We start from the raw sequence: 11,727 nt of genomic DNA, 5'->3' as shown, positions 1-11,727 counted from the left end.
CCGTGAACGGGCGCCTCGGTCGCGGCAGGCTTGGTGCGGGTTCGCGGCGGCTTGGCGCCGCTGGCGGAGGCCGCGTCGGCAGGAGTGCTGCCGGATGCGGCGCCCGTGGCCAGGCTCGAGCCGTCGACGTTCTCCGCTGCCTCGTCGCCCTCGCCGGCGTTCTCCGCGGGCGAAACGCCACCCTCGGACTCGACCGCGCGGACCGAGGTCACGGCATCGCCGAGGTCCGCGTCGCCGGCCTGCGTGCCCCCGGTGCCGGGCTGCCCTTGGCTGTCGGTCACCGAGGTCGCCGGCTCGGACTCGCCGGCCCCCGCGAGGGGGTTCCACGAGTCCTCGAGGCTCACGGGCTGCCCGGACGCGTCGGCCTGCTCGACCCCGTCCGTGCTCGTGACGGGAGCGGTTTCGGGCTCCGTGCTGCCCTTCGACATCGCGTTCTCCGTTCCGTCCCCGCCGCGCGCGGCGTCCGCCAGCTGGTCTCCCTGCAGTTTGCCAGCATCGGCGGGGTCGCTACTCGCCGATGCCGCGCTGCGGCGACCGGTTACGGCATCCGAATCACTCTGCTCGCCGGTGCCGGCCATCTCCTTCTGAGCCGTCGTCGCCTCGCGGCGGTCTGCGGCTCGGCCTTCCGCGAGGTACGCGAGCCGGTGCAGCGTCTCGTTGTTGCGCCAGTGCAGCGGGATGTCGAGCAGCTGCGGCGGGACGAACCGCCCCGGACCGGCGATCGCCTCTTCCTGGATGCGCACGACGCACTCGTGTCCGCGCGGCTTCACGTCGATGGTCACGCGGGCTTCGCCGATCGGCCACCCCCGCGCGCGCATCACCATCATCCGCGACGGGATGAACTCCTCGACGACCGTCTTGTCGTCGATCAGTGCCGGCCAGACGCCGAACGAGTGATGCAGCTCGGCGCCCGCCATGGGCCAGGTCTCGTCGACCTCGCGCATGCGCGACGCCCCGACGACCCACGACGGGTACAGCCACCCGTCGCTCAGCACCTCGAACACGTCCTCGGGTGCGCAGTGCAGCACCCTCACGTTGCGAGACATGGACTCCCCCTCGATCTCGGGCTCTATCGATGCGTTCGACGCTAGACCGCGCGTCGGGCGCGCTGGAGCGGGTTGCGTTGCCGCCCGGCCTGTGGCAGACCGGCCTTCGCGTCGCCTGCACGCCGGAACGGATGCCTCGGCCCGGCCGATCCGGTCACGTAGAGTCGGCGTCATGAGCGACGTCGTCATCACGGTCCGCGGAGAGCATGAGACCCGCATCGCCCCCGAACGCGCGATCGCGCACCTCACCATCCGTGCTGAGGGGCCCGAACGCGGCGCCGTCGTCGAGCGCATGGCGGCCCTGACCGAGCCGGTGCGCGACGACCTCGCCGCCCGCAAGAGCGCCGGCACGGTCACCGAGTGGTCCAGCCAGCGCGTCTCGGTGTGGTCCGAACGCCCGTGGAACAACGAGGGCAGGCGTCTGGCTCCCGTCCACTACGCGACCGTCGACTTCTCCGTCACCTTCACCGACTTCGCGGTGCTGTCGTGGTGGGCCGGCGAGGTGGCCGAACGCGAGGGTGTGCAGCTCGGCTGGATCGAATGGCAGCTCACGCCCGAGACACGGGCGCAGACGGAACGGAATGTCGCGACGGAGGCCGTCGGCGTCGCCGTCGCCCGCGCTTCCGCGTACGCCGGGGCCCTCGGCCTGTCCGACGTGGCGGCGCTCGAGATCGCCGATCTCGGATTGCTCAGCCGCCAGGACCGACCGGAAGCGGCGCCCGCGCCGCGCATGCTGATGGCCAAGGCGTCCTTCGCGAGCGACTCCGCCGGAGGTGCGCCGGCGGTGCAGCTGCAGCCGGAGGACATCGTGATCTCGGCGGCCGTCGAGGCCCGCTTCGCCGCACGATGAGCGAGAGCGGTTCCCCGGCCGTGCCGCCCGGGATCGCCCAGCGGCTGTCGCGGATGATCCAGCTGCCCACGGTGTCGGCCGAACGTGCCGAGCGCGGGCAGGCACCGTTCGATGCCTTCGCCGACCTGCTCGTCGAGCTGTACCCCCTCGTGCATCAGCACCTCGAGCGCGAGCGCATCGGCGAGCTCGGCATCCTGTACCGCTGGCGTGGACGGGTGACCGAGCAGCCGGTCGTCCTCATGGCGCACTTCGACGTCGTGCCCGTCGACGAGAGCGACGCCTGGACGCACCCGCCGTTCGAGGGGCGCATCGCGGGCGGCTGGGTGTTCGGACGCGGCGCGCTCGACGACAAGGGACCGCTGGTGGTGGTGATGGATGCCGTCGAGAACCTGCTCTCGGCCGGCTTCACGCCTGCGCGCGACGTGTACCTGTCGTTCGGGGGCGACGAGGAGACCTTCGGCGGCGCTGCCCGCGTCATCGCCGAGACGTTGCGGGATCGCGGCGTCGAACCCTGGCTCGTGCTCGACGAGGGCGGTGCGGTCGTCGACGCGCCCCTGCCGTTCGTGCGCGGGCGGGCAGCGATGGTCGGCGTCGGCGAGAAGGGCGTGCTGACTCTCCGGCTCAGCGCCCGCGGCGAAGGAGGGCACGCGTCCGCTCCGCCGGTCCGCACCGCCGTGCGACGCATCGCTCGCGCCGTGGAACGCCTCTCCCCCGCGACGTTCCGGGCGCGGACGCCGGGAGCGGTCACTCGGATGCTCGAGCTCTTCGCGACGCGGGCCGACGGCATCCCTCGCCGCCTCTATGGTCTGCTGGCGGCGACGCCATGGCTCACCGCACGCGTGTTCACCGCGATGGGCGGGGAACCGGCCGCGCTGGTGCGGACCACGGTCGCGGCGACCATGCAGTCGGGCGGGACCGCGGCGAACGTGCTGCCATCGCAGGCCTCGGCGACGCTCAACCTGCGGATCGCCCTGGGCGAATCCGTGGCGAGCACGGTGAAGCGCGTGCGCCGGCGCATCGGCGACCGTCACGTCACGGTCGAGGTGCTCGAGGGCGACGGACCGTCGCCCGAGTCGTCCACCGACAACGCGCAGTTCGCGCTGATCGCCGACGCGGTGAAGGTGTCGCATCCGGGGGCGGCGACGGTTCCGTACGTGATGATGGCGGCGACCGATTCGCGGCACTTCCACCGGTTCTCCCCCGCGGTCTACCGCTTCGCGCCGCTGGAGATGACGAAGGCCCAGCGAGCGTCGATCCACGGCGTCGACGAGCGCGTCGAGATCGCGGCGCTCGAGCGCGGCGAACTGTTCCATCGCACGCTCCTGCAGCGCTTAGAGTGATCGCAGCCGCCCCCTCGAGGAGCTCGAGAGTCGGGGCGGCGAGCTCAGGACGGGTCTGGGGCCCAGAGGCAAGGAGCACGGATGGCGCGCAGCGCGATGTCCTCACGGGTCACGATCGGCACGCTGGCGAGCGTCGTCGGCTTCCTCGCATTCGTCGAGTTCACGAGCGGCGTGATCCAGGGCTACTACACGCCGATGCTCACCGACATCGCCCGCCATCTCGGCGTGCACGACGCCGACGTCAACTGGCTCGAGGGCACACAGCTCATGCTGTCGGCGCTCGTCGTGCCGGCGTTCGCGAAGCTCGGCGACATGGTCGGCCACAAGCGCATGCTCGTCGTGTCGACGGCGATCACCGCCGCGGCATCCCTCGTTCTGCCGTTCACCGACTCGTTCGCGATCTTCCTCGCGGCCTGGGCCATCCAGGGCTTCTACGTCGTCTGGCTCCCGCTCGAGATCGCCCTCATCTGGTCGCGCTCCCGCCGCATGGAGGGCCGCGCGACCATCACCGCGCGCGCGGCCGGTTTCCTCGTCGCGGCGCTCGAGACCGGTGCCATCATCGGCGCGCTCGTCGGCGGCATGCTCATCGACACCATCCCACTGTGGATCGTGCTCCTCGTTCCGGCGCTGCTCGTGGTCGCCTGCTTCTTCGTGATCCTGTTCGGGGTGAAGGAGTCGCCCGAGCCCACCGGTGGCCGCCTCGACAATGTCGGCCTGGTGCTCGTCTCGCTGGCTCTCGTCGCGTTCACCGGCGGCCTCAGTCTGCTGCGCCTCAACGGACCCGCCGACCTCGTGGCGTGGCTGGTCACGGCGCTGGGTGTCCTGCTGATCGTGCCGTTCGCCCTCTGGGAGCTGCGTCAGGACGATCCGCTGATCGACGTGCGGATGTTCCGCTCCCCCGCGCTCGGCCCGGTGTTCCTCACCGCCGGCCTCTTCGGAGTGAGCGTGCTGGGCGCGCAGGCGCCGCTGTCGACGTTCGCCCGCACGGATCCCGACGTCTACGGCTACGGTCTCGGGACGACGGGGTTCCAGACGTCGCTCATCATCGGCGTGTACCTGATCGCGATGATCACCGGCGCCCTGCTCTACCCGCTGATCTCACGGCTGACCGCGCCGCGGCTCACCCTCATCGGCGCCGCGACGCTCGTCGGCATCGGCTTCCTGATGTTCCTGCAGTTCCACGCGACGTATGCGCAGGTCATCGTCAACATGCTGATCGTCGGGCTCGGCTCCGGAGCCCTGGTCGCGGCGCTGCCGGCGGCCGCGGCATCCGCTGCTCCACCCACCCAGACGGGCGTCGCGACCGGCCTCACCAACTCGGTCAAGACCGTCGGCGGGGCTATCGCCTCGTGCGTGTTCGGCATCGCGCTGCTGCAGGGCGCCACGGGTGCGGCCACCGAAGGCACGGCCGGGTCGCTGTCGGGCTATTTCACCGTGTGGGTGGTGTGCGGCGTGACGGCGCTGGCGGCCGCGGTGCTGCTGTGCTTCGTGCCGAAGACGGCGTTCAGCGATCGGGCTGCGCACGATGCGACGGATGCCGCGGCGCCCGTGGTGCGCTAGGCACGACGGCGCTTACTCGCCCAGACGGTTGCGGGAGCGCATCGCGCGCTCGGCCTCGCGCTTGTCTTCGCGCTCGCGGATCGTCTGGCGCTTCTCGAACTCGCGCTTGCCCTTCGCGACCGCGATCTCGACCTTCGCCCGACCGTCCGAGAAGTAGAGCTTCAAGGGGATCAGCGTGTACCCGCCCGCCGAGATGGCGTGCGAGAGCTTGACGATCTCCTCCTTGTGGAGGAGCAGCTTGCGCGTGCGCTTGGACGAGTGGTTGGTCCAGTGCCCCTGCGAGTACTCCGGGATGTGCACGGCGTCCAGGTAGGCCTCGCCGCCATCGATGTACGCGTAGCCGTCGGAGAGGTTCGCGCGGCCTTCGCGCAGCGACTTCACCTCGGTGCCCGTCAGAACGAGACCGGCCTCGTACGTCTTCTCGATCGCGTACTCGTGGCGCGCGCGACGATTGGTCGCCACGACCTTCTCCCCGCGTTCCCTGGGCATGCGACTCCCTTTCGGTTCCTGAGCTTGTCGAAGGACGCCGTCCAGCCGGCTCCTCAGCGTGCGGCGGGCCCCTGATGCTGTCGAGGGGCGCACGGCAGCCTGTCAGTCTACCCCGCGAAGGGGCGCGTGATCACGCGCGCAGCCATCTCCTGATCGCGAATCCTGCCGACAGCGCCGCGAGCAGGACGCCGACCAGGATCAGGACGGGCACCACGATCCATGCATCCCCGACGTCGACCCACGTCGTGACGAAGTCCACGCGGTTGCGCAGGTACTGGTCGACGCCGAAGTGCACTCCCGCGATGACCGCCGCGCTCGCGAGGACCGACCCCAGCAGCGCCGCGAACACGCCCTCGAGGATGAACGGGGTCTGGATGAATCGATTGGATGCCCCGACCAGCCGCATGATGCCGAGCTCCCGCCTTCGCGCATAGGCGGAGAGACGGATCGTCGTGGCTATCAGCAGCACCGCTGCGATCAGCATGAGCACGGCGATGCCGACGGCGATGTACGTGGCGATCGTGAGCGCGGAGAACAGCGGGTCGAGGTATTGCATCTGGTCGTTGACCAGCTCCACCCCCTGCGTGCCGCTGAACGCCTCGATGATGACGTCGGACTGCTCGGGGTCGACCAGCGTGATGCGGAAGGTCTCGTTGACCTGGTCGGGTGTGATGACGCTGGCGTTCTCTTCGCCCGCGATCTGCAGCAGTTCGTCGTACGCCTGCTGGTGGTCCAGGAACTTCATGTCGCGGATCAGCGGGGCCAGCGCGCTGCCCTTGAGCTTCGCATCCACCTCCGCGACCTGCTCGGGGGTCGCCTCGCCGTTCGCACACGTGGCGGGCGTCGAGATCGTGGTGCACATGTACACGGCGACCTGCGCGCGCTCGACCCAGAAGTCGCGCATCGTGCCGATCTGCATCTGCATCAGGATCGCCGCCCCCACGAACGTCAGTGAGACGAACGTCACGAGCACGACCGACACGACCATCGACAGGTTGCGCCGTAGACCCGTGAAGGCCTCCGACATGATGAGTCCGAACCTCATGACGTGGGCCCCACTTCGTCATCGGGGTCGGTCTCGCCGAGGCCCAGCCGGTCGGCGAGGCCGAGCTCGGCCACCTCGAGCTGGTCGAGGTCGACGACGGGAATCGACTGCGTGTGAGCCGGTGGCGAGGACGGTGGCACGGTCTCCGATTCTCCGCCCGGTGTCGTCGGTGCATCGCCCGACGGCTGCGGCTCCGGCGCCGCGAGGGGCGCCGCCGACGATTGCTCGAGCGCCTCCGCCTTTCTGAGCTCGTCGACGGCGAGTGCGGCGGCCGTGGCGGCCTCGGCGGCGGCAACCGCGGCGGCGGCGACACCCGGCGACATCGATTCGGGCGACACGGCATCTGGCGATGGCGTTTCGGGCTCTGCCGCCACGATGTCGTCGTCGTCATCCACGACGGCGGTGGGGTCCAGTCCCGCCGCGGCCGCGATCGAGGCCTCACGCTGCACCTCGAGCACGGCGGTGAGGGCAGCGACCGCCGCGGCGCCACGCTCGGGCTCGGGCGCGAGGCTCGGGAGGCCCGACCGGTCGCCGTACCCGCCGTGGCGCTCGTCGCGCACGATCTCACCGTGGACCAGCTCGATCACGCGACGCTGCATCTGATCGACGAAACCCGCCTCGTGCGTGGCCATGACGACGGTCGTGCCGCCCGCGTTGATACGGGCGAGCAGCTGCATGATGTCGATGGAGGTCGCGGGGTCGAGGTTTCCGGTCGGCTCGTCGGCGAGGAGGATCTGCGGGCGGTTCACCAGCGCACGGGCGATGGCGACGCGCTGCTGCTCGCCGCCGGACAGCTCGTGGGGGAACCGCTTCTCCTTGCCGGCCAGTCCGACGAGGGCCAGCACCTCGGGGACCGCCTGCTGGATGAAGCCGCGCGACGAGCCGATCACCTGCAGTGTGAAGGCCACATTCTGGAAGACGGTCTTCGTCGGCAGCAGCCGGAAGTCCTGGAAGACGGCACCGATGTGGCGGCGGAAGTACGGCACCTTGCGGTTCGACAGCGTGCGCAGGTCGCGGCCGAGCACGACCACCCTGCCCTCCGACGGTGTCTCCTCGCGGAGGATCAGCCGCAGACAGGACGACTTGCCGGAACCGGAGGCGCCGACGAGGAACACGAACTCGCCGCGCAGCACCTCGAAATCGACATCACTCAGGGCGGGTTTGGAAGTGCCGCGAAAGCGCTTCGTGACGTTCTCGAACCGGATCATGGCCTATCGAGCCTATGCGGCCGCACCGTCACCGTGTCCAGCGACACTCGCGGCTGCGGCATCCGCCCTTCGACAGACTCAGGGACCGCTGGCAAGCTCAGGGGTGTCAGGGTCGGGGCCGATCGGGGTCAGTCGTCGTCGTCCTTGCGCTTGCGCCAGCGGATCCCGGCCGAGATGAAACCGTCGAGATCGCCGTCGAACACGATCGCGGGGTTGCCCACCTCGTAGCCGGTGCGGAGATCCTTCACGAGCTGCTGCCCGTAGAGGAAGTACGAGCGCATCTGGTCGCCCCAGCTCGCGGTGATCGTGCCGGCGAGCTCCTTCTTCTTCGCGGCTTCCTTCTCACGCTGCAGGAGCAGAAGGCGGGTCTGCAGGACGCGCATGGCCGCGGCGCGGTTCTGGATCTGCGACTTCTCGTTCTGCATCGACACGACGATGCCCGAGGGGATGTGCGTGAGCCGCACCGCCGAGTCCGTGGTGTTGACGGACTGGCCGCCGGGTCCCGACGAGCGGAACACATCGACGCGGAGGTCTCCCTCGGGGATGTCGACCTCGACGGCCTCCTCCATCACCGGGATGACCTCGACCGCCGCGAACGAGGTCTGCCGCTTGTCGGCGGAGCCGAACGGGCTGATCCGCGCGAGGCGATGCGTTCCTGCCTCGACCGAGAGCGTGCCGTACGCGTAGGGGGCGTCGATCTCGAACGTCGCCGACTTGATGCCGGCACCCTCGGCGTAGGAGGTGTCCATGAGCTTCACGGAGTACTTGTGGCGCTCGGCCCAGCGCAGGTACATGCGCAGCAGCATCTCGGCGAAGTCGGTGGCGTCGTCGCCGCCCGCGCCGGAGCGGATCGTGACGACCGCGGAGCGCTCGTCGTACTCGCCGTCGAGGAGCGTCTGCACCTCGAGCTGGCTGACGATGTCTTCGAGCTCGGCGATCTCGCGACGCGCCTCTTCGGCGGCATCCTCGTCGTCCATCTCATTGGCGAGCTCGACGAGCACGTCGAGATCGTCGAGGCGCTGCTCGACGTCGGTGACGCGCTTCAGCTCGGACTGACGGTGGCTGAGCGCACTGGTGACCTTCTGCGCCTTCTCGACGTCGTCCCACAGATTGGGGGCGCCGGCCTCCTCGCTGAGTCGCGCGATGTCTTTCGTGAGTGCCTCGACGTCGACCACGGCCTTGATGTCGGCGAACGTGGAGCGCAGGGCCTGGATATCGGCGGAGGGATCGAAGTCGAGCATGACAGTCCAGACTAACGTGGAAGCGATGAGCGATCACGCCGACTCCGCCACCGCGCGGGACGTGCTGTGGCGGTTCGGCCCCATGGTCTACGGCCCCACCGTTCTCTTCGCGCTCGGCGAGGGCGCGGTCATCCCCTTGATCCCGGTCATCGCCGCCCAGCTCGGAGCCGATGTCGCCACCGCCGCCCTCGTGGCCTCGGCACTCGTCGTCGGCCAGCTGTGCGGCAACATCCCCGCCGGGTGGGCCGTCGCGCGCATCGGCGAACGGCTCACGATGGCGATCGCCGGAGTGGTCTCGCTCGCCGGCGTCGTGGGCATGGCGCTCGCGCCGTCGCTCGGCGTCTTCGCCCTCGCCGTGTTCCTCATCGGCTTCTGCGCGGCGGCCTTCGGCCTCGCGCGCCACTCCTTCATGACGACGCGCGTGCCGCTGTCGTTCCGCGCCCGCGCCCTGTCGCTGCTCGGCGGCACGTTCCGCCTGGGCATGTTCATCGGGCCGTTCATCGCCGCGGGACTCCTCGCGGTCTTCGGCGACGAGCACGCCACGATCTGGTTCTTCGGCGGATGCCTCGTGGCCACGGTCCTGCTGGTGGTCTTCGGTCCCGATCCCGAGAAGCAGTTCTTGGAACCCTCCGACGAGGACGACACCGAGGCGCAGGGGGCGGTCGCTGCGGAAGACACCGGCGAGCCCGTCACCGGATCGATCCCGCTCCGCGCGTCGCGTGGAAAACGACCGGCGACGACGCCGAGCACTGGGTCCGATCCCGGCACCGGCGTTCTGCGGACGATGTGGCGCCACCGCCGCGTGCTGTCGACGCTCGGCCTGGCCGCGGCATCCCTCTCGGCCGTCCGCTCGGCGCGCCAGGTGGTGCTTCCGCTGTGGGGTGTCTCGCTCGGACTCGATGCCCAGACCATCGCCCTCGTGGTGGGCATCTCGGGTGCCATCGACTTCGCGCTGTTCTACGCCAGCGGCCAGGTCATGGACCGCTTCGGTCGCCTGTGGGCCGCGCTTCCGGCGATGGTCCTGATGGGCGCCGGGTTCGTCGCCCTCGCCTTCACCCACGACCTCCCGCAGGCGGCGATGTGGTTCGCCATGTTCGCCGCCGTCCTCGGCGTCGGCAACGGACTGTCGAGCGGCATCCTCCTCACCCTCGGCGCCGACGTCGCCCCGCGGTCGGACCCGGCGGCGTTCCTCGGCTCGTGGCGCACGCTCACCGACGCCGGCGGGGCGATCGCGCCGCTGCTGGTCTCCGCCATCGCTGCCGTTGCGTCGCTCTCCGTGGCCACGGGCGTCATGGGCGCCGTCGGACTGGTCGGTGCGCTCGCCTTCGTGCGCTGGGTGCCGCGGTACGTGCCGCGGACGCGGCCATGACCGCGTCCACGACCGACGTCGTGCGATTCTGTCGCAGCCGCAGTGCCGGCCGACGCTGCACGCGCCCGCTGGGCCACGCCGGCCTGCACCGGCACCGCACCATCATGTGGACGGATGCCGGAGCCGACCCTGCGCACTGCCCGGGCTCCGGCGAGCGCGGTACGGCCGCTGCTCGACTCGCCGATGGATTCCCCGACGGTCGCGCGCTGTGCCCGGTGTGTCATCGGTTCGTCGAGCTCGACAGCGACAGCAGGCTCGTCGCCCACGACACCTCGGACGACAGCGAGACCGATGCCGAGACCCGAAGCCGTCGGGAGTGGTTCAACGCCCACGGCTGGTAGCGACGTGGAGCCCCGTGCGTCAGACCCAGGCTCGGCGCACGGCCTCCGCACCCAGCTGCATGCGCGTGGTCACCCCGGCGGTGTCCATGAGGTCGGCGACCCGGCGCTGGACCGTCCGCAGTGAGATTCCGAGCTGAGACGCGGCCGCGGCATCCGTCACTCCCAGCAGGAGCAGGCGCAGCAGATCACGATCCACCTCTTCGGTCGTCGGCGTCGCGGCGATGGGCAGGAACTCGGTGGCCGCCCGCCAGTACTCCTCGAAGATCGAGGTGACGAGGTCGAGCAGGCCGCTCGGATGGATGAGCAGGGCGCCGAACCCCTCGTCCTCGCCCTGCGAGTGCATCGGCACGAGCGCCATCTGGTCGTCGGCGATGAACATGCGCGTCGGCAGGGTGGGCAGCACGCGGATCTCCTCGCCGATCTGCGCCATCTCGCGCGCTGCGGTGAGAAAGCCCGGCCGCTCCAGCACCGCGCTCTCGACGATCACGCGATAGCGGACGCCGCGCGCGAGCGCCCGGTCCTCCTCGATGTTGTCCTCGCCGCTCACGAGTGCGATCTCATGCAGCACGAGCACCCGCACCTGGTCGATCGATGCGGCCTGCAACTGGGCCACCCTCTGCCGCACGGCATCGTCGCCGATGACGACGTCCACCACGTCGGCGACGCTGCGCTGTTCGACCGAGCGGCGGTACAGATCGCTCAGCTCCACGAGCGCCTCGTGCGCCCGCGTCAGACCTCGCTCGCGCTCGAGCAGCAGCGGGCGGAGCGAGATGGACGGCGGAGAGGCCACGAACCGATCGCTGCTCGAGGCCTGCCGAGCGAGCAGCCCCAAGCGCTCGAGTTCGACCACCATCGGCCGCACACGCGGGAGCGACATGCTCAGCGCCGCAGCGATCTCGGTCATCGAGGCCGACGGCTGCTGCAGCACGCACCGGTAGACGGCGGTGTGGGCCTCGTCGAGGCCGAGCGCATCGAGCACGGTGTTCTCCCCCATGCGCTCATCGTCACCCGCCGAGCGTGGCGGATGCAGGCCATGGCGTTTCTCCGCCACCCACTTTAGGCGAGCGGGCGGCGAAGGTGGGGGAACACGGATCCCCCACACCCGAGAGGCTCGCGCATGTCACGAACCCAGCCCATCGGCCGCCGCCTGCGCCCGATCGTCGCCGCCACCAGCGGTCTGGCGATCGGTATCGCAGGCATCGGCCTCGCGACGATGCCGGCGGCGGCCACCCCCACGC

Annotated in this window: 11 protein-coding genes; 5 read left to right on the top strand and 6 right to left on the bottom strand. The window is 70.3% G+C overall.

What is annotated here, in order from left to right:
- The coding region (locus ACI3KY_RS19245; protein ID WP_404931739.1) for an SRPBCC family protein at positions 1 to 1,046 on the bottom strand (1,046 nt) is incomplete at its 3' end.
- A gap of 172 nt (positions 1,047 to 1,218) precedes the next feature.
- Between ACI3KY_RS19245 and ACI3KY_RS19240 the strand changes: the two genes are divergently transcribed.
- From ACI3KY_RS19240 to ACI3KY_RS19230, 3 genes are all read left to right on the top strand, one after another.
- Positions 1,219 to 1,896, top strand: coding sequence for an SIMPL domain-containing protein (locus ACI3KY_RS19240; RefSeq protein WP_404931738.1), 678 nt, complete (start codon positions 1,219 to 1,221; stop codon positions 1,894 to 1,896).
- The gene (locus ACI3KY_RS19235; protein ID WP_404931737.1) at positions 1,893 to 3,236 is read left to right on the top strand and encodes a M20/M25/M40 family metallo-hydrolase; all 1,344 of its coding nucleotides are present in this window, start codon (positions 1,893 to 1,895) and stop codon (positions 3,234 to 3,236) included. The genes ACI3KY_RS19240 and ACI3KY_RS19235 overlap by 4 nt, the downstream gene beginning before the upstream one ends.
- An 81-nt stretch (positions 3,237 to 3,317) precedes the next feature.
- Positions 3,318 to 4,796, top strand: coding sequence for an MFS transporter (locus ACI3KY_RS19230; protein ID WP_404931736.1), 1,479 nt, complete (start codon positions 3,318 to 3,320; stop codon positions 4,794 to 4,796).
- 12 nt (positions 4,797 to 4,808) lie between these two features.
- Here the strand turns inward: ACI3KY_RS19230 and smpB are convergent, their stop codons facing one another.
- The 4 genes from smpB to prfB form a co-directional block, all read right to left on the bottom strand.
- Entirely contained in the window at positions 4,809 to 5,285 is a 477-nt protein-coding gene (gene smpB / locus ACI3KY_RS19225; RefSeq protein WP_404931735.1) for an SsrA-binding protein SmpB, read from the bottom strand.
- A 130-nt stretch (positions 5,286 to 5,415) separates the two neighbouring features.
- A complete protein-coding gene (gene ftsX / locus ACI3KY_RS19220) occupies positions 5,416 to 6,330 on the bottom strand; it encodes a permease-like cell division protein FtsX (RefSeq protein WP_404931734.1) in 915 nt (304 codons plus the stop codon).
- Positions 6,327 to 7,538 carry a cell division ATP-binding protein FtsE gene (gene ftsE / locus ACI3KY_RS19215; RefSeq protein WP_404931733.1) on the bottom strand — a complete coding sequence of 404 codons (1,212 nt, stop codon included), beginning with the start codon at positions 7,536 to 7,538 and terminating at the stop codon, positions 6,327 to 6,329. Before ftsE ends, ftsX begins: the two co-directional genes overlap by 4 nt.
- 128 nt (positions 7,539 to 7,666) lie before the next feature.
- On the bottom strand, positions 7,667 to 8,779 hold the full coding sequence (prfB, locus tag ACI3KY_RS19210; RefSeq protein ID WP_194415087.1) for a peptide chain release factor 2: 1,113 nt from the start codon (positions 8,777 to 8,779) through the stop codon (positions 7,667 to 7,669).
- Positions 8,780 to 8,804: 25 nt separating this feature from the next.
- Here prfB and ACI3KY_RS19205 point away from each other — a divergent pair, with 25 nt between their 5' ends.
- Together ACI3KY_RS19205 and ACI3KY_RS19200 are read left to right on the top strand one after the other, a co-directional pair.
- Positions 8,805 to 10,148 (top strand): MFS transporter, encoded by a 1,344-nt coding sequence (locus ACI3KY_RS19205; protein WP_404931732.1) that lies wholly within the window; start codon positions 8,805 to 8,807, stop codon positions 10,146 to 10,148.
- Entirely contained in the window at positions 10,145 to 10,489 is a 345-nt protein-coding gene (locus tag ACI3KY_RS19200; protein ID WP_404931731.1) for a hypothetical protein, read from the top strand. Before ACI3KY_RS19205 ends, ACI3KY_RS19200 begins: the two co-directional genes overlap by 4 nt.
- Before the next feature lie 19 nt (positions 10,490 to 10,508).
- Here ACI3KY_RS19200 and ACI3KY_RS19195 read toward each other — a convergent pair whose 3' ends face one another.
- Positions 10,509 to 11,483, bottom strand: a complete 975-nt coding sequence (locus tag ACI3KY_RS19195; RefSeq protein ID WP_404931730.1) for a MarR family transcriptional regulator — start codon at positions 11,481 to 11,483, stop codon at positions 10,509 to 10,511.
- Positions 11,484 to 11,727: the final 244 nt, after the last annotated feature.

The sequence above is a fragment of the Microbacterium sp. ZW T2_14 genome (assembly GCF_044987405.1).
Taxonomy (GTDB): domain Bacteria; phylum Actinomycetota; class Actinomycetes; order Actinomycetales; family Microbacteriaceae; genus Microbacterium.
This window is presented reverse-complemented; position numbering and strand designations above follow the sequence as displayed.